This is a genomic window from Spirosoma luteum DSM 19990 (genome assembly GCF_000374065.1).
Lineage (GTDB): Bacteria > Bacteroidota > Bacteroidia > Cytophagales > Spirosomataceae > Spirosoma > Spirosoma luteum.
Window position 1 is genome coordinate 45,587 of the sequence record NZ_KB893253.1, and the last position, 16,552, is coordinate 62,138.

The 16,552-nt window shown below is 50.2% G+C and carries 21 protein-coding genes; 12 read left to right on the forward strand and 9 right to left on the reverse strand.

Annotated elements, in window-relative coordinates; all coding sequences use genetic code 11:
- Position 1: 1 nt before the first annotated feature.
- From traK to B156_RS0111145, 11 genes are all read left to right on the forward strand, one after another.
- Positions 2-646 (forward strand): conjugative transposon protein TraK, encoded by a 645-nt coding sequence (gene traK / locus B156_RS0111095; RefSeq protein ID WP_018619774.1) that lies wholly within the window; start codon positions 2-4, stop codon positions 644-646.
- Positions 643-948, forward strand: a complete 306-nt coding sequence (locus B156_RS0111100) for a hypothetical protein (RefSeq protein ID WP_018619775.1) — start codon at positions 643-645, stop codon at positions 946-948. The genes traK and B156_RS0111100 overlap by 4 nt, the downstream gene beginning before the upstream one ends.
- Positions 945-2,207 (forward strand): conjugative transposon protein TraM, encoded by a 1,263-nt coding sequence (traM, locus tag B156_RS0111105; protein WP_018619776.1) that lies wholly within the window; start codon positions 945-947, stop codon positions 2,205-2,207. The genes B156_RS0111100 and traM overlap by 4 nt, the downstream gene beginning before the upstream one ends.
- A 77-nt stretch (positions 2,208-2,284) precedes the next feature.
- Complete coding sequence (traN, locus tag B156_RS30280; RefSeq protein ID WP_018619777.1) at positions 2,285-3,151, forward strand: conjugative transposon protein TraN; 867 nt, start codon at positions 2,285-2,287, stop codon at positions 3,149-3,151.
- Positions 3,148-3,744: a conjugal transfer protein TraO gene (locus tag B156_RS0111115; RefSeq protein ID WP_084757707.1), complete on the forward strand. Its 597-nt coding sequence runs from the start codon at positions 3,148-3,150 to the stop codon at positions 3,742-3,744. Before traN ends, B156_RS0111115 begins: the two co-directional genes overlap by 4 nt.
- Positions 3,741-4,157, forward strand: coding sequence for a hypothetical protein (locus B156_RS0111120; protein ID WP_018619779.1), 417 nt, complete (start codon positions 3,741-3,743; stop codon positions 4,155-4,157). The genes B156_RS0111115 and B156_RS0111120 overlap by 4 nt, the downstream gene beginning before the upstream one ends.
- 18 nt (positions 4,158-4,175) lie before the next feature.
- Positions 4,176-5,189 (forward strand): hypothetical protein, encoded by a 1,014-nt coding sequence (locus B156_RS0111125; RefSeq protein WP_018619780.1) that lies wholly within the window; start codon positions 4,176-4,178, stop codon positions 5,187-5,189.
- Between the two features lie 220 nt (positions 5,190-5,409).
- Positions 5,410-5,886 carry a hypothetical protein gene (locus tag B156_RS0111130; RefSeq protein ID WP_157627005.1) on the forward strand — a complete coding sequence of 159 codons (477 nt, stop codon included), beginning with the start codon at positions 5,410-5,412 and terminating at the stop codon, positions 5,884-5,886.
- A 19-nt stretch (positions 5,887-5,905) separates the two neighbouring features.
- Complete coding sequence (locus B156_RS0111135; protein WP_157627006.1) at positions 5,906-6,538, forward strand: hypothetical protein; 633 nt, start codon at positions 5,906-5,908, stop codon at positions 6,536-6,538.
- A 10-nt stretch (positions 6,539-6,548) separates the two neighbouring features.
- Complete coding sequence (locus B156_RS0111140) at positions 6,549-6,770, forward strand: hypothetical protein (RefSeq protein WP_018619783.1); 222 nt, start codon at positions 6,549-6,551, stop codon at positions 6,768-6,770.
- Positions 6,771-7,120: 350 nt separating this feature from the next.
- Positions 7,121-8,341, forward strand: coding sequence for a DUF6371 domain-containing protein (locus B156_RS0111145; RefSeq protein ID WP_018619784.1), 1,221 nt, complete (start codon positions 7,121-7,123; stop codon positions 8,339-8,341).
- Positions 8,342-8,547: 206 nt separating this feature from the next.
- Here B156_RS0111145 and B156_RS0111150 read toward each other — a convergent pair whose 3' ends face one another.
- The 9 genes from B156_RS0111150 to B156_RS0111190 form a co-directional block, all read right to left on the reverse strand.
- The gene (locus tag B156_RS0111150; protein WP_018619785.1) at positions 8,548-9,042 is read right to left on the reverse strand and encodes a cupin domain-containing protein; all 495 of its coding nucleotides are present in this window, start codon (positions 9,040-9,042) and stop codon (positions 8,548-8,550) included.
- A 43-nt stretch (positions 9,043-9,085) separates the two neighbouring features.
- On the reverse strand, positions 9,086-9,943 hold the full coding sequence (locus B156_RS0111155; protein WP_018619786.1) for a carboxymuconolactone decarboxylase family protein: 858 nt from the start codon (positions 9,941-9,943) through the stop codon (positions 9,086-9,088).
- Between the two features lie 26 nt (positions 9,944-9,969).
- On the reverse strand, positions 9,970-10,953 hold the full coding sequence (locus tag B156_RS0111160; protein WP_018619787.1) for an aldo/keto reductase: 984 nt from the start codon (positions 10,951-10,953) through the stop codon (positions 9,970-9,972).
- 10 nt (positions 10,954-10,963) lie between these two features.
- Entirely contained in the window at positions 10,964-11,614 is a 651-nt protein-coding gene (locus B156_RS0111165; protein ID WP_026260763.1) for a flavodoxin family protein, read from the reverse strand.
- 39 nt (positions 11,615-11,653) lie between these two features.
- A complete protein-coding gene (locus B156_RS0111170; protein WP_018619789.1) occupies positions 11,654-12,829 on the reverse strand; it encodes an aldo/keto reductase in 1,176 nt (391 codons plus the stop codon).
- A gap of 63 nt (positions 12,830-12,892) precedes the next feature.
- Complete coding sequence (locus B156_RS0111175; protein ID WP_018619790.1) at positions 12,893-13,375, reverse strand: nuclear transport factor 2 family protein; 483 nt, start codon at positions 13,373-13,375, stop codon at positions 12,893-12,895.
- Positions 13,376-13,463: 88 nt separating this feature from the next.
- Positions 13,464-13,967, reverse strand: a complete 504-nt coding sequence (locus B156_RS0111180) for a nuclear transport factor 2 family protein (protein ID WP_018619791.1) — start codon at positions 13,965-13,967, stop codon at positions 13,464-13,466.
- 33 nt (positions 13,968-14,000) lie between these two features.
- Positions 14,001-14,465 (reverse strand): cupin domain-containing protein, encoded by a 465-nt coding sequence (locus B156_RS0111185; RefSeq protein WP_018619792.1) that lies wholly within the window; start codon positions 14,463-14,465, stop codon positions 14,001-14,003.
- A gap of 12 nt (positions 14,466-14,477) precedes the next feature.
- The gene (locus B156_RS0111190) at positions 14,478-15,329 is read right to left on the reverse strand and encodes an aldo/keto reductase (RefSeq protein ID WP_018619793.1); all 852 of its coding nucleotides are present in this window, start codon (positions 15,327-15,329) and stop codon (positions 14,478-14,480) included.
- Positions 15,330-15,483: 154 nt separating this feature from the next.
- On the opposite strand from B156_RS0111190, the gene B156_RS0111195 reads away from it, so the two are divergent.
- Entirely contained in the window at positions 15,484-16,386 is a 903-nt protein-coding gene (locus B156_RS0111195; RefSeq protein ID WP_018619794.1) for a helix-turn-helix domain-containing protein, read from the forward strand.
- The last annotated feature ends 166 nt before the right edge of the window (positions 16,387-16,552 follow it).

The window sequence follows — 16,552 nt, forward strand, 5'->3', positions numbered from 1 at the left end:
CATGGCAGCACAAGATCAAACGTTTTTTAAGTCGCTCCGCAACCTGGAGACCTCTTACCGCAACATCCGGATACTGGCCTTCGTCAGTGTGGGGGTGTTCTGCATCATCACGCTGTCCGCCCTGGGATTTGCCTACAAGGTGAAAACGGATTCGGAAAGTCGCATCTACGTGGTCGAGCAGGGAAAGTCGCTGATTGCCGCCCTGCGCAACGACGTGCGGGAAAATCGTCCGGTAGAGGGTAAGGATCATATTCGCCGGTTTCATGAACTGTTTTTCACCCTTGACCCGGATTCGAAAGCTATTGAAGAGCACATCAAGGAAGCGCTTCCCTATGCCGATGAGAGTGTTTCCCGACTCTATCTGGATACCAAAGAGCAGGGCTATTATAGTCAGTTGATTCAGGCGTCAGCGTCGCAGGAAATCCAAGTAGACAGCATTCAGCTGGATATGAATCAATATCCCTATCACTTCCGCACGTTTGCCCGGCAGCAAATCATCCGCCTGACCAATATCACGGTTCGTAAGCTGGTCACCAGTGGGTACCTGCGGAACGTGAGCCGTTCGGAGATCAACCCGCATGGCTTTCTGATTGAGAAATTTGCTGTCCTGGATAATACCGATATCGAAGAACGCCTGCGCCAATGAGAAAGCTCGTCAGTGTGATTTTCGGTACAGGTGATTGGTTGGTGAGTCTCTCCGATCGCGCCCGAATGCAACTCGTTTTAACCTGTTTACTTCTCCTAATCGGCGGGGGCATCTATAAGCTGATCAACGGTATCGAGCAGCTAAAAGAGCCTCTGTCGGCGGCAACGCCTGACCAGCTCATCAAGCCAATGGAGAAACTCTTTGAGGGAGCCAAAGACGACTTATACCGCTACCATCAGGACAAGAGTCAATTGGATAGTCTGAAAAAAGCGTACTCGACCCAAACCGATTTACCCCAATGAACACAGCCATTTCAGCAACTCATAGCGATGCTGCTTTTTATCGAAATCGAAAAGCCATGCTGATGTATCCCGTTATTATTCTCCCGTTCGTAGCTGCTCTATTTTGGCTGTTCGGAGGTGGAAAAGGGGAGAGATATATTGCGGAGGAAGCCGCTGCCGGTAAGGCAGGTGCCAGCGGTTTCAATGCCCAGGTTCCAAACGCCAAGAATGGAATAATCAATGGACGTGACGTCGACGGACCAGGATACGGCAAAGCACCAATCGGACAAATGCTGTCCAATTTTACCAACACTCGTCAGGACTCTATTTCTCGGGGTTTGAAAGCGATCCCGGTGAATAATCCGGCTGGGGTGGAAACAGCTACCCATGCCTCCAGCCTGGCTAGTGCTACTGTGTCGTCGGGAATCCGGCCCTACAAAGCTTCCAATGCAGCGGCTATTGCGGCCACTCGGCCAGCCCGGACTAAAGGGGGGAATCCCTACTATTACAATGCACCTGGCAGCCGTCCCTACTATACCGCATCGGTCACCGATCAGCAGCTGGACCAACAGCTTCAGCAGTACGAAAGCAGCCGTACCGCGCCGGCATCAGCTCCCCGTTCGGCTCCGCTTACTTCCTACGCGGTGAATGGGTCTGATGGCTCTCTGGCGACCGAGAGACCGGCTTTGGTTCGGGTGAGTGATAACCTAACGGCTAGCCGTTTGTCTGATGTGACGGAAGTAGAAAGCCCCTTCCTGACGGCGCCAACGGGTGGTTCCCGTAAAGAGCCAACCCGCGCGGTCCTGAGTGGGGGCAACTATGGACAGAAGAAAGTCATTGCCTGGATGATCCCCGTTGTGGTACACGAAGATCAGGCTATCAAGGATGGTCAGCAGGTGAAGCTCCGCTTACTGAAGGAGATTACGGCCGATGGGGTTACGATTCCAGCTAACACGATTCTACACGCCATTTGTCAACTATCCGATGATCGTTTACGGTTGACCGTTCGCAGCCTGCAATTGGGTGGCCAGCTCATTCCGCTTGATCTGGATGTCTATGATACGGATGGCTCCATGGGTGTCAACGTACCGGGGCTGAGTAACAGTAGCCAGGTAGGTGGGCAGTTGCGTTCATCGGCTATTCAGGGTATTCAGGTTCCCGGCATCGGTACGCTAGGTAGTACCGTTCTCAACTCGGCTCGTATGAGTGCCTCTTCTTCTGTTCGTCAGACCACGATCCGGCTCCGGGCTGGGTATAACCTGTTTCTTAAAGCGCAATAGGCAACCTGAGTTCTGATAATTAATCAGAAAATTAAAAAACAACCCCTTTCAGTTCATTAAATGATGAAGCTAAAGCTATGAAAAAGCGTTTTATTTTACCCCTCTGCCTAGCACTGGCCACGGAACCAGCTATGGCACAACTGGCCTTCGTGCTGCCGATGACCAATTCTAGCATTCGCCCATCTTACGCTATTCAGGTGAGCACCAATAAGACCACGCACATTATTTTTCCTTATGAGATTCGGTATGCCGATCTGGGTAGTAAAGAGATTGCCGGTGAAGCTGTAGAGAAGGCCGGTAACGTATTTCGTCTGAAGGCGATTAGTCAGAATCCCTTTATGGAAACCAATCTGACGGTAGTGACGGCCGACGGTCGACTGTTCAGCTTTCTGATAAGCTACAAGGACCAACCCGATGCGGTGACCTATGATTTAACCAAAATGTTGCTCGATGGCGACGTGTCCAAGTCGGCCAAGGTAAGCAGTGGTTCGCAGGCCCGGTTAGCAGACAACCTGAACCGGCAGGGCGAACTGGCCATGCACAGTCGTCGGAAGATCCGGCACATCGGCTACAAAGCCCAGGGCATGAATATGTACCTGAAGAATATCCTCTACAAGGATGATGTCATGTACGTGGTACTGGGTATGGAGAATGATTCCAAACTCGACTATGGCATTGACTACCTGCGCACCTACGTCATGCAGATGAAGAAAGCCGGTGAGAGTTCGGCTACGCAGGACGTGCCGGTTGATCCCATCAAAGTGTTTGACGCCAGTGAGATGGTGATCCCCCGTCAGGATGAATTAACCAAAGTCATCGCTATCGAACGGCTGACGCTGGAAAAAGACCGTCGCCTGGTCGTGCAGATCGGCGAAGAGAGTGGCGGTCGTCAGTTGGCGATTTCAATTGGTCCCGATGAATTAGCAACTGCTCGCCCTTTATGAAAAACCGATTCACTACACTTTGGCTCATGAGCCTACTTTGCCTGGCCACGGTAACCAGTGCTCAAATCCACCAGGCTGGCCAAACAACCATAGAGCTGTCCGCAGGCCTGGTCGACGGATTCAGGCTGCCCGGTCAGGACAATTTTGGCGTCTTCAGTAGTCTGTCGTATAGCAAATACAAATCGCTGAATACGTACTGGAAAGGCACGGTGCATTTGAATCAGAAATTCTATGCCTATGATAAGGCGTTGGTGCCGGTTTCCCAGTGGCTGGGTGAGGCAACCTACTTTACCCGGGTAATGGGACTGATCAATCGCTCCTGGGTCATCAATGTCGGTGGAGGTGTTGCCGGGGGCTACGAGTCCATTAATCAGGATAGGGGTGAAGTTCAGGGCGCTAGTTTAATGAATCGCTCTGAATGGGTTGTCGGGCCTACGCTGGCCATCGAAGGGGAGTACATCCTGACCGGCCGCACCATCCTGATCGCCCGCGCGCAGGAGTACTACCTGTTTCGCTCCAACATCACCCCAACCCACTTTAACCTGGGTGTAGGTATCAAATTCATTCTTGACGCAGACTCGGACTACAAATGAAAAATCTCATCTACCTCGCGCTGATTGCGCTGGCCATGGGCTGCCAATCGGAATCTTTAGACATCCGGGCCAACTACCGGATTCGGCTTCAGGCCTCCTCACCAGGTGCTACCCTGAAAGTACACCAACGCTATGCGTTGCCACTGGAGCTACTGACCGATTCGTATTATTCGAAATACGGCTACCAGCTTCAGTTCTATCAACAAGCCGGTTTAGGCAGACTGGACAAGGGTAGTGATGTCGAGACGTTACCCGTCCTGCAGAAAGTCGGCGTCAGTTTGCCACTAGGGATTTCCTCCTGGCAGTATACTCCGGAAGCGGTAGGCACGTCCCAAATTGTTTTAGTAGCTCAGCAGGAGCGGGGCTATACTCAGCCGGATACCGTTCGGTTGACCTTTCAAATTGTACCATAACGCTTAACACGTATACCGATGAAAACTCTTTTTCTCCCCTTTCTCATTTGTCTTTCCCTGATCAGCGCCAGTGTCGATGGGCAGGATATGACTATCTCCCTGACGGGAGATGCCAATACGGAGCAGTCCGCTAAACTGGAACTGATTCGCATTCTTCAGGAGCGGATGAATAAGCTTACAGTTGCTCAGCTTAATTCCCGGGTTATTGTCTCCACTGGAGTAGTCGGCTACTACAAAGTAGATGAGATCCTGACAATGCAAAAGGGGATTTACGCCTATCGGTCCAAATACGTATCTAAAGCGGGTCAAATCGAAGCGGGCAATTCAGGCTTTACGGCCAGCACTGGCAATGGATTTGGATATAGATACATACAGGAACTTAATTCCGCCCTTGGGAAAGCGGGAATTATCAAGGATCAACTGCTGATGGTCATTAAGTCAGGGAAACCCATTGCCTTGCCGCCTATGCCTACTTTCAGTATAACTCCGCCAGCTTCGGCTGACAATATTGCTGGTTCATTTGCCCAAACCATACAAGGGATTATGGGTCAGTTCAATATTAAATCGCAGGCCGATATTGACAATTTGCCGGCCGATCAGAAAGCGGCCTTTCAAAGTGCAGTGGACGCAGCTAAAGCCGAATTTGAAAAAGCCCTGAAGGCTTCGATGGCCGCCACAACGAAATCTTCTTTGACACTACTGGGAAATATCGTGGGTACACTGGTTGGAATTCCGGGTGCTGGAACCATCATTGCCGGGCTGGCCAGTGGTGGCGGAGCCGGAGCCTTAGCCGGGCTCGTGGGTTCAGTTGTTGATAAATTTCAAATTCCAACGGACTACTATGATTCACCCACACTGAAACTGACTGACGCGGAGCGAATCAAAATCATCGATGAACTGCACGTTCGCATGTCAGAGCTGTACCAGCAGGTATCGGCTTTGGGTGCCAGCATGAGTTCCGAAACCAAAACGCGTTACAATGAGCTTAGCCAGCCTCGGAATGATATGATTATGTACGGTCCTAAAAAGTAATGGTACGAAAAGTAATCGTAGAAACGACACGAATTATGAGTTGGTTGAGCTGTTCATGCAGCATTTGCGCTCAATAAGCCCAACCGAATTAACCACATTTTACTGCGAGACCTGTCATGATCGACTTGGCACGGCCGAGCAGTGCCGGCCAGGCGGACCCTTTCAGGAAAGCATTGGTAAGTGCACGAATTGTGAACGGTACGATAATGTGTCAAACCCATTGATTAACCAGTTTCTCAATGAACGGAAACTGTATCTGAAGCCCAACCCATTTGATTTTGCGGTGATGCAGGAATCATTTGATGAAACAATACAACTACTCCGGGCGTGGCTCATCCCTGATGATTATGCTAGGTTTCGGCATGATGATCAGTGGCACAAGGAAGTGGGTTCATTTACCTGGATAAAGTATGGTCGTACTAAAGCAAAACAAACTTATCGGGAGCATTCATTGAGTGAACCCAGTAAGAGTTTATTGCAATCGTTTTATCCCCTTTGCTACTCGGCTGATCAGTTTGAGGCAACCCCCATTGACGAGCCGGTCAAGGAGTCAGCCAATGAGTCGATTAACGAGCTGGGTATTATTGAGTTGGCTACTGAATCCAAAGTAGTGAACAATGAGTCGGATAATATCGAGCCAACTAGGTCTGTTTCAACTTTTGGGCGGGTTGCTGCGTTTCTAGCCAGTATGTTTTAACATTGAAAAGGGAATAGTAATGAGAAAGGCACTTAACCTAATTTGCGTATTGGCCATGACCGCTGGTGTTCTGTCCTGCAAAAAGGACCCCGATCCCCAGGCGCAGTTACCAAGCTACCTACGCGTACCGGCTACGTTAACTGGATATGCCGGTTCTGGGCTCATCACGGTAGCAGGCGGTGGACTTAATCTTCGGGCCGAAGGCCCTGAGCAACTCAATACGACTACGAACACGTATTCGGGTGTATTGGGCCAAATCTCAACCGGGGATATCAATGCTTACTTTACGGTTGGCCAACCCCGGATTTATAAGGAAAGTAGTCAGGTTCCCAACGATTATCAGGCCAATGGGGCACTGGCGATTATCAACACGGTCTCGCCTGGCACCTATCCTATGAATGCCCAGGCCCCGTCTCCGCGTGGTGAATTTGCCGATCTGGTATTGAAGTTGCCTGGCCCTCAGATTTATAACACTCAGGGAGGCAGCCTAATTATTTCCGAGTCCACCTTGATAAAAACCCAGGGTACAGCAAACCTGTACCGCGTTCAGGGCACGTTTCAGGCTACCCTTAATGGAAGTGGCATTGGTACAATACCCGGAAAGCCCATCGACGTGTCCGGCACATTTGACTTATTATTCGTACAGAACTAATCCTATTGATATGGTACCAACTTTTCTCCTGAAGCGCCAGACTTATGGTCACTCGTTGCGCGTTTATATTGCCATGGTTGCCCTTGTCTTTTTGATGATTGGCTACACACTAGCGGTCTCCTGGATCATTGCCGAACGGACCTTGACAAAGGCCAATAAACTAGTCTTGATAGGGGGCGTATTGATTACTGCCCTGCTGACCTCGGGTTTATTTCGACGATTAAGCAGATAAGGAAAATTTACAGTCGACGCGCTGTTCAAAATGTATCAGGCGTGGTGGCTGACAAGCTTTAGTATGGATAGAAGCAAGAAGCCCGGGTTAGAATTTGGTCCGGACTTCTTTGTTAGGAGGATCGTTTGGGCAAACTCATAGGCCGCCCGGCGGGGCTGGATGCCGAGAAGTTAGCGAAAGTCAAGAAAGCGTTGGAGCACGGCGGCCGGTAAGCTTGAGCGGGCCCCTGCCCCGAAACGCCAACCTTGTACGACTGCGGCCCCTACGTTCCGCAAAGAGCGGCTTTTGGTTTAAATTGCAAAAAACGCAACCCGAAAGTTAGTTGGAAACAAATTTGATGTTTTATGTCTATGCTTGCCAACACGTTCCGTTATCAGCTACCCAAAAAGGCCATTAAATCTGATTGTCCGAGTTGCGGTCCCAAACATCGCAAAACGTTGAGTCGCTATATCGATACGCAAACAAGCGAACCCCTGCCCGACATATACGGCCGTTGCGACCGTGAAATCAACTGTGGCTATCACCTTAACCCATACTACAAAGGAGCAACCGGTTTGTCTTATTTTGATCAGCTTAAAGCCAGGGCATCTATCGGTCCAATCCCAAAAGCCTGGTTTACAATGGCGGCCCGAGAGAAGCATGCGGGTATCGGCAAACAGGATATCATTGCTCATCTGATGCAATTGGAAGGAGCCAGACTTGAGCAGGCCGAACGGGTAGTAGATGTGGTGTTTGACCAATCATCAAAATCTTTGCGGCCAAAAGAAACTGAAAATCCCATCCCAGTCCCTCAACATAGCCTCTGCACGATTCCGGAAGCGGTGTTTACCCAGTCGTTGGGCCATTATGAGCGGAATCAGTTTGCGAGGCTGTTAGGCCGTCATTTTGGGGATGTAGTGGCCGACGAGTTGGTAAAACGGTTTAACATTGGCACGTCCGGACGCTGGCCGGGAGCCTGTGTGTTCTGGTATATTGATGAGTGGCAACGAATACGGGGTGGACAGATCAAATTGTTTGACGACACATTTCACACCGTTAAATACGTGATAAAGGCGGGCGAGAAGCGAAGCCGGACCACCTGGATTCATTCCTCGTATGCCAGGCGGTGTGATGAGTTGAACCAGCCCTATCCTGACTGGTTGAGTGCCTATCTGGATGAGCGAAATGAGGTACAAAAATCCCCTTGCCTATTCGGCTTGCCCCAATTGTTGACCGCCGACGTTGATCAGCCGGTTGCTATTGTCGAAGCACCCAAAACGGCGGTCATCAGTACGCCTTATTTTCCCGGCTTTGTCTGGATGGCCGTGGGTGCATTGTCGTATTTGAATGCTGAACGGTTGGCACCCCTGCGTAGCCGACGAATTGAGTTATTTCCTGACCTGTCGAAAGATGGCCGTGCGTTTGAGCGCTGGAATCGGGTGGCGAATGAGCTGTTGGGGCAGGGGTTTCAGATCACTGTATCCAGTTATCTGGAAGATAATGCAACGGATGAGGAACGAGAAGCCGGTGCCGACTTAGCCGATTTCTTACTCGAACAATGGCATTCATTTCCCTCCCAGTGGGAAGAGTAAAACGGACGTTTAACTGAACTATTTTATTGACCCTGTAATTTGGCTTTAACTACTCATTTACAGTAGATTAAAAGTCCAACAAACTCCAATGTGTATTCATTTATTGGACGAAATTTACCATTTGCCGTGTCCAATATCAGAAGGATTTATCTGACAAAGTCACAGGAGTATTCTTCCGTCTATCGCTTGATCAGGTAAGTTTACACTTACTGCTTAACGTTGTTGTACTCCTTATCAGTTACTGGTTGTAACCAGGTCACCCGCCCTGTTGTGGTGTTGGGAGTTATGGCAAGCTGCCTAAATTCATTAGTCGGCGAAGCCCCGTGCCAATGCGGTATATTGGGTGGACATTTCACCGCATCGCCTTTTCTCAGGATTTGAACGGGCTTTCCTTGTTCCTGGTAGTACCCAATGCCGCCTAACGCCAGTAGTACCTGTCCGCCAGGGTGGTGATGCCAGTACGAGCGAGCACCCGGCTCGAAGGTCACGTAGCCCACCGGAATATTGACCGCGCTGTCAGGCTCAATCAACGGCTGCACCCAGACAGTGCCGGTAAAGTTGCTGGTTGGTGCCCGCCGTCCTTTTGGAAAAATAGCGCCCGCTTCCGTCACCGTTTCCGGTTGAGTCTGCGCCCTTACCTCACTACTTATTAGTAGGATCAGTAATGCTACAGCCAGTAGGCCAATTACCTTGTTATTCATTGATTTCCAGAAAAAAGCGTTCCCTACTTAGATCTACATATACTTAGCGCCTTGCGGCTCTAACCTGCGTCAGAACCAGTCGGCCAGCTTCGGCTTCTGATTTGCCGACGTTTGTTGCGATCAGCGCCATTACTTGCTCCAGCTGGTGTCCGGTCAGGCCCAGGTGCAAACAGATGCCCAGGTGACTTTGCAACATGGGCTCAGCGCCCCCGATACTGGTCAGCACTGAAATGGTCGTCAGTTCCCGGTCAGTATAACTGAGCACATCCCGCTCGAATAGATCAGCAAACAGATGCTCTTTCAAAAACACCTCGATCTCCGGACTAAATGCCGAGTATCCGCGCTTCGGCCCGGTTTCCGGCTGGCCGCTTAGTTGTTCCAGGACTTTTTTGCCACGTTCATACTTGGGTTTGCTACTGGTAATCGGTGAGGCTTTCCTGCCCATTTTGTCGGTAATCCCCCGCTTCTTTCGCTCGTCCAGCACCGACATGAACGTTTGTAATCCTCGAATACTTCTGGGAAAGCCACAATAGGCATACAAATGGACCAGCACTTCCTTGATTTCGTTGACAGTCAGCCCCGCATCCAGACCGGTGGTTAAGGCTGTTTGTAGTTTTTGCAGATCGCCCTTCGCGGTGAGGGAAGCAATAGAGACAATGCTTTGCTGCTTCGGCGACAAGGCAGTGGTAGTTGGTTGACTCGGTTGATTTTGTGCGTAGAGCTGGTTAACGGAGGCACTCCAACTGATAAGCATACATAGTAGCGCGATCCGCATATAGGTAGTTGAGAAGATAGAGACAACAAACACGTAGAACTGGTAAAGCGAATCCCTTAGCCGTTTGAACAGGTCGGGGAAAGTGGTTTTAGTGTTCTTACTTGGTTGCACCGGAAAAAATTTCATTGATGCCAGCCTCGTCGGGCAGGCTATTAATTACCCACTCGTTTTTGCAGCTGAGCCGGGTAACGATCCCCCTGAACCGGAATCTGGGAGAAGGCGGTGTCTATTTGACTAATGTCGTCGGTGGAAAGCTCAATGGCCACGGCTCCCGTATTTTCTTCCAGACGGTGCAACTTGGTCGTACCGGGGATTGGAACAATCCAGGGCTTCTGCGCCAGCAACCAGGCCAGGGCAATCTGCGCCGGTGTGGCCGCTTTTTGTTTGGCTATGTCGCCCAGTAAGTCAACCAGCTTTTGGTTGGCTTTCCGGTTCTCTTCCGAGAAGCGAGGTACCACATTGCGGAAATCGGTCTTGTCAAACTGCGTATTTTCGTCAATTTTTCCCGTTAGAAACCCTTTACCCAACGGACTAAACGGAACAAAACCAATGCCCAGTTCAGCTAAGGTTGGCAGAATTTCTTTTTCAGGTTCCCGCCACCATAACGAGTATTCGCTTTGCAAGGCGGCCAGGGGCTGAACGGCATGGGCTTTACGAATCGACTCTACACCCGCTTCGCTCATGCCGAAGTGCTTTACTTTACCTTCCTGGATGAGTTCTTTGACCGTTCCGGCCACATCTTCTATCGGCACAGTAGGGTCAACCCGGTGCTGATAAAACAAATCGATCCGGTCAGTTCGTAATCGCTTCAGCGCTTCTTCGGCCACCTGGCGGATGCGTTCGGGGCGGCTGTCCAGCCCTTTGGTAGAATCTCCCTGCTCAAACCCGAATTTAGTGGCAATCACCACCTGGTCCCGGAAGGGTTGCAGGGCTTCACCGACCAATTCTTCGTTGGCAAATGGACCATAGGCCTCCGCCGTATCGAAAAAGGTAATGCCTCTGTCGAATGCAGCCCGCAATAAGTTAATAGCATTCTGCTTGTCGGTTGCAGGCCCGTAACCATAACTTAAGCCCATGCAGCCCAGGCCTAGGGCGGACACGGTCAGTCCACTAGTCCCTAATGATCTTGTTTCCATTCAAGTTGATTTATTTCAATAGGTTAATTGTACGCAACCAATTCTGTATGGCTCTTTCGGCTTCTTGGGCCCTATCACCCTGGATAACCAGCAGTTGGCCATCGCGTTCTGATCCACCTCGCATGGTAAAGCCTTCCAGTACATGGCTCTTTGGACACAGTTCCTTCACTGTTTGGAACGTACTGCCAATACCATACCCACCATTACTGTTAAACGGAATGACCGTTTTCCCAGTCAGATTATACTGACGCAAAAAGCTTTTCATAGGCGGGGGCAACTGCATACCCCAGGTCGGGAAGCCCACAAACACAATATCATACCTTTGGATGCTATCGATTTTTGTTTTTAGTGGGGGCAGGAAACCAGTCTCGTTTTCACGCGCTACCTGTTGAACTGTCGTCTGGTAGTTGGCCGGATAGGGAGCTACTAAGTCAAGGGCCACTAATGTCCCACCCAACTTCTTGTGGATGATTTCCGCTAAAGCCCTGGTATTATTGGTTCGGGACAAATACACGATTAACACCTTGCCCGGCATGGATGTGCCGGGCGGAAGCCTAGACGTAGTTGTTGTATTAATTTCCTGCTGTTGGGTGGACGAACAAGCCCAGCTCAAGAGGAAAAATGCCCACCGCAGGTTCATCATAAAGGCAGTTAGTTTCATTCCGTTGCGTACAACTTACTCCAGTGAAGCGGTATCCGTTTATTTCTTAGGGGGTGCTTCCACATTAGAAAATGCAAGCACCATTTGCGGCAGACGCTCCCCCTTAACTTCGATTCTAGCTAATTGAGTATCGAATTGTTTGAGTTCATCAGCCGTGAACCGGACATCAGCGGCCCCAATATTTTCGACCATGTGCTCCATCTGAGTGGTACCCGGGATCGGCACAATCCATGGTTTCTGGGCCAGCAGCCAGGCCAGCGATACCTGCGCGGGTGTCGCTTTCTTCTGAGAAGCCCAGCTTTTTACCACGTCCAGGAGCGCCAGATTGTGAGGTAGATTCTCGGGGGAGAACCGGGACTCCATTCCGCGAATGTCGCCGGGAGCGAACCGGGTAGTAGCGTCGATAGCGCCGGTCAAAAAACCCACGCCCAGCGGACTCCAGGGTACGAAACCGATACCAAGCTCCTGACAGAGCGGAAGGATAACGGCCTCCGGTCCACGCCAAATAAGCGAGTATTCGTTCTGAATAGCCGTAACTGGATGAATGGCATGGGCGCGCCGTACGGTTTGTGGTCCGGGTTCGGACAATCCGTAGTGCAAAACCTTTCCTTGGTTGATCAGGTCTTTGATGGCCCCGGCAACGTCTTCAATTGGAACGGCCGGATCGACCCGGTGTTGGTACAATAAATCAATCCGGTCGGTGCGAAGACGTTTTAACATACCTTCTACGACCTCCCTGATGTGCTCGGGACGACTGTTCAAACCGGGAAGACGCTGACCGGTCTTTTGGTCGATGTTCCAGCCGAACTTGGTTTCAATAACCACTTTATTCCGAATCCCTACCAGCGCTTCACCCAGAATACGTTCCACCTCGAACGGGCCGTATGCCTCGGCGGCATCGAATAGGGTAATACCCCGGTCGAACGCCGTTCGGATAATGTTGTGCATTTGGGTGCGGGAGGGGATCGTCGTTTGATAGGTACGACTCATATTCTGCACCCCAAGCCCAATACTGGAAACGTCCAGCGTACCTAGTTTGCGACGGCCCGGTTTGGCGTGTGGTGCAATCGACGCAGACTGGCTCGATGAAACGGTGGCCGAAAGTGCTTTTGCATCTGGGGCAAACAAAGCCCCCCCTGCCAATGCCAAACCGGTTTTAAGGATGTCGCGACGGGTTGAATCCGTATTCGCATTGGGATTATTTATAGGCTGCATGATTGATCGTGGCTAAACTTTTCGGGTGCTTAATGACAGGGAGATAGAAAACGAGATACCTCGTTAATGCTTGATCACATGCATATCCCGTACACTACTAAATGTCAGGGCCAGCATTTTCCAGGAACGTCCTTGTTTTTTGTAGACCTCGGTAACGGTAAACTCTGTCTTGGCCTCTGTGCCCCGAACCATGGCCACCAGTGTAATCCGACTCCAGATAATGGCCGTGTTGTCAAACAGTTCTACTGCCACATCGTGTACATCCGCTTGCTTGTACCAAATGCTTCCGGTTTTAATGATATTGAGCTCTTCATCCTTTTTCCAGGTGCCACTCATATGTACAAATTTTGACTTCTCATCGAAGAGCTGAGCTAGTTTGTCCACATTCTTATCAGCCATCCACTGCCATTTCTGTTTCGATAGGTCAATGATTTCCTGCTCGGCTTTCGTGGGGGCAGCCAGACTGGTGCTTGCAGTTGATGTTTGCGCGAACGATGCCTGTATACCTATCAGCAGGAAACACAAACCGAGAATTGATACTTTCATGTAGTAGTTGATTGTTAGGTGTTAAAAAGATAGCTGCCCCGATCGTTGTTTACGACGATTCCTGGTGGTGCGAACGACATGAACCTTGCTAGTTTTTAACGGGCCTCATCAGCTTGGAGAACGAGAGTTGCCCCATCGTCCATTTGCCGTTTTGGTTGATATAGACCTCCGTCACCATAAATGGGTTGACCACTTCATTGCCGCCCACTACAGCCACCAGATCAAGGTCGCTCAACAGTATGGCCGTATTGCCGATCATGTTGACAGTGGTTAAATGGACCGTCGCTTTCTTGTACCAGATGTTTCCGCTCTTGATGACGTCCAGTTCCTGGCTCTTACCCCAACTGCCACCCATGTGAACAAACATCGATTTGTCATCGAATAAAGCCGTTAACTTATCGACATTCTTGTCAGACATCCACTGCCATTTATCTTTCGAGAGCGCAATGATTTCCTGCTCTGTACTGGTGTTCGCACTCGCTTTAGGCGCCTGAGCGACGGACACTTGCCCGCTTACCAGCAGGAAGCATAGGCCGATAATGGATGCTTTCAACGCGGCATTTACGCGTCCATAAGTTCTGGGTACGTTCATAGTCGATTGGGGTTTATGAATGACATTGCCTGTTTATTTGGTGGGGCCGTATTCCTCGTCGGTCACCCGTTTGAACCAGATGGTTTTTCCTTTCTGGGTTGGCGAGGTGGCCAGGTAGCCAAAGCCACTGGTGGGGGTTGCGCCATGCCAATGTTCAATTCCGGGCGGACATTTAATGACCTCTCCCTTGCGTACAGTTTGTTTTGGCTTACCCCGTTCCTGGTAATACCCAACGCCCTCGGTGACCATCAGAACCTGGCCGCCCGGATGGGAATGCCAGTCGAGCCGGGCACCGGGGGCAAAAATGGCCTGTGCAATGCTGAACGTGAAGGTGCTGTCGGGGCCGCTTACTTCGCTTAGCCAGACATCGCCCACGTGGGTTTTAGTGGTTGCTAGTTGCCCTTTGGGAAAGATGGGGTCGTTTTGGGCCATGGTCCGGGTTGAGCAGGCAACTACGGCTAAACCCATGATCAGTTTATTGATACGCATCAGTTTCATTGTTTCTTGTGTTTATGAGTTCAGTTTGCGTTCGCCCAGCCATTTAACCATGGCCGGGTCACGGTGATCAAAGAACAGACTAGCCTTCGTATCCAGCCCTTTGATCGCGGCCATATCCTCGACACTTAGCTCAAAATCGAGGCTGTTGAAATTCTCTGCCATGCGTTCCTTGCGAACCGATTTAGGAATGGCCACCACGCTCCGCTGGGTCAGCCAGCGCAGCACAACCTGAGCGATGGATTTGTTGTATTTCGCACCAATGGAACCCAGCAACTCATTTTGGAACAGGTCGTTTTTACCCTCCGCAAAGGGTCCCCATGATTCAATCTGCACCTTGTTGTCGATCATGAACTGTTGGGTGTCGATCTGCTGGTGAAACGGGTGGGTTTCCACCTGGTTGACCGCTGGCACGATTTCATTATGAACGATCAGGTCGATCAGCCGGTCGGGCTGGAAATTACTTACGCCAATGGCCCGAACGCGTCCTGCTTTGTATAGCTCCTGCATGGCCCGCCATTCGCCATACACATCGCCCATCGGCTGATGAATCAGGTACAGGTCCAGGTAATCGAGTTGCAGCTTTTTTACGGATTCCTCAAAGGCTTTCATCGTTCCTTCGTAGCCCTCGGATTGAATCCAGAGCTTAGTGGTGATAAACAGCTCGTCCCTGGGTACGCCACTTTTCTTAATGGCCTGTCCTATGGCTTCTTCATTTCCGTAGGAAGCGGCTGTGTCGATTAACCGATAACCCGTGCCGATAGCATCCAGTACGCTGCGTTCACATTCGGCTGGATCGGGAACCTGAAATACCCCAAATCCCAGGATGGGCATTGCTACCCCGTTATTCAAAATGACTTGTTGCATAGTATTCTACGTTGACAGGACAAAGGTCCCCTCATTTCTTCGCCCGAATGGTATACAGATTACAGGGATTACTACCATTATCACTGATTCAGATTTACCCATCAGGTTGCGTGGCAAGAATAGGCTATTTTTGAAATAGATAACCGACCGTGCTATGGATACCCTGCGACGATTTGAGACAATCAGTGAGTACAATGCCTTCAATAACAATGAGACCCTACACCCGTTGGTCAGCGTCGTCGACCTCTCAAAGGCCGATCCCAGGCAGGGTTCCCGGATGTATTTTGGCTTCTACACCATCTTTTTAAAAGATGTCATATGTGGTGATCTGGTGTATGGTCGGCATACGTATGATTACCAGGAAGGAACGCTGGTTTTTATGGCACCGGGCCAGATAGCCGGTATGAATAGCAATGGAGAAACCTATCAGCCTAAAGGGTACGCGCTGGTCTTCCATCCTGATCTGATTCACGGCACACCTCTGGGAAGGCATATTCAGGAATATAGCTTCTTTGGCTACCAATTCTTTGAAGCGCTGCATTTATCGAATCGGGAACGGCAAATTGTACTGGATTGCTTTTCTAAAATTGAGTATGAATTAGACCGTGCCATTGATAAGCATAGTAAAAAGCTGATTGTCGCGACGATTGAGCTGTTTCTGGGGTATTGCACCCGGTTTTATGATCGGCAATTCATCACCCGGGAAACGGCCCACAAAGGCACACTGGAACGCTTTGAGACCTTATTAAAGGACTATTTCCTGAGCGACAAACCACAAACAATCGGCTTACCATCCGTCACTTACTGCGCGGGTGAGTTGAACTTGTCGGCCAATTATTTTGGCGACCTGATCAAGAAAGAAACGGGCAAAACAGCGCAGGAATACATTCAGGCGAAGGTGATTGATCTGGCCAAAGAACGCATATTTGACCAAAGCAAATCGGTCAGTCAAATCGCTTATGATTTAGGGTTTAAATACCCTCAGCACTTTATCCGCCTGTTTAAGCAACGGGTCGGCCAATCACCCAATGAGTACCGGATGTTCCATTATAATTAATCGTCTTCCGGCTAGTTTAATACCTACTGTCTAATCAACTGGCCTTACTGAATTCCTTCATCTAAATGGACGTTGAACAAGGAAAGCGGACGTAACGAAAAACGGTCTGGTTGAGCAAAGCGATTGCTTAACCAGACCGTTTTTCGTTTGAGGGTTGCTAGCTTTC

Excerpts from the sequence above, each read along its gene's own strand:
- traK (WP_018619774.1), top strand. The coding sequence starts at position 2 with ATGGCAGCACAAGATCAAACGTTTTTTAAGTCGCTCCGCAACCTGGAG.
- B156_RS0111100 (WP_018619775.1), top strand. The coding sequence starts at position 643 with ATGAGAAAGCTCGTCAGTGTGATTTTCGGTACAGGTGATTGGTTGGTG.
- traM (WP_018619776.1), top strand. The coding sequence starts at position 945 with ATGAACACAGCCATTTCAGCAACTCATAGCGATGCTGCTTTTTATCGA.
- traN (WP_018619777.1), top strand. The coding sequence starts at position 2,285 with ATGAAAAAGCGTTTTATTTTACCCCTCTGCCTAGCACTGGCCACGGAA.
- B156_RS0111115 (WP_084757707.1), top strand. The coding sequence starts at position 3,148 with ATGAAAAACCGATTCACTACACTTTGGCTCATGAGCCTACTTTGCCTG.
- B156_RS0111120 (WP_018619779.1), top strand. The coding sequence starts at position 3,741 with ATGAAAAATCTCATCTACCTCGCGCTGATTGCGCTGGCCATGGGCTGC.
- B156_RS0111125 (WP_018619780.1), top strand. The coding sequence starts at position 4,176 with ATGAAAACTCTTTTTCTCCCCTTTCTCATTTGTCTTTCCCTGATCAGC.
- B156_RS0111135 (WP_157627006.1), top strand. The coding sequence starts at position 5,906 with ATGAGAAAGGCACTTAACCTAATTTGCGTATTGGCCATGACCGCTGGT.
- B156_RS0111140 (WP_018619783.1), top strand. The coding sequence starts at position 6,549 with ATGGTACCAACTTTTCTCCTGAAGCGCCAGACTTATGGTCACTCGTTG.
- B156_RS0111145 (WP_018619784.1), top strand. The coding sequence starts at position 7,121 with ATGCTTGCCAACACGTTCCGTTATCAGCTACCCAAAAAGGCCATTAAA.
- B156_RS0111150 (WP_018619785.1), bottom strand. The coding sequence starts at position 9,042 with ATGAATAACAAGGTAATTGGCCTACTGGCTGTAGCATTACTGATCCTA.
- B156_RS0111155 (WP_018619786.1), bottom strand. The coding sequence starts at position 9,943 with ATGAAATTTTTTCCGGTGCAACCAAGTAAGAACACTAAAACCACTTTC.
- B156_RS0111160 (WP_018619787.1), bottom strand. The coding sequence starts at position 10,953 with ATGGAAACAAGATCATTAGGGACTAGTGGACTGACCGTGTCCGCCCTA.
- B156_RS0111165 (WP_026260763.1), bottom strand. The coding sequence starts at position 11,614 with ATGAAACTAACTGCCTTTATGATGAACCTGCGGTGGGCATTTTTCCTC.
- B156_RS0111170 (WP_018619789.1), bottom strand. The coding sequence starts at position 12,829 with ATGCAGCCTATAAATAATCCCAATGCGAATACGGATTCAACCCGTCGC.
- B156_RS0111175 (WP_018619790.1), bottom strand. The coding sequence starts at position 13,375 with ATGAAAGTATCAATTCTCGGTTTGTGTTTCCTGCTGATAGGTATACAG.
- B156_RS0111180 (WP_018619791.1), bottom strand. The coding sequence starts at position 13,967 with ATGAACGTACCCAGAACTTATGGACGCGTAAATGCCGCGTTGAAAGCA.
- B156_RS0111185 (WP_018619792.1), bottom strand. The coding sequence starts at position 14,465 with ATGAAACTGATGCGTATCAATAAACTGATCATGGGTTTAGCCGTAGTT.
- B156_RS0111190 (WP_018619793.1), bottom strand. The coding sequence starts at position 15,329 with ATGCAACAAGTCATTTTGAATAACGGGGTAGCAATGCCCATCCTGGGA.
- B156_RS0111195 (WP_018619794.1), top strand. The coding sequence starts at position 15,484 with ATGGATACCCTGCGACGATTTGAGACAATCAGTGAGTACAATGCCTTC.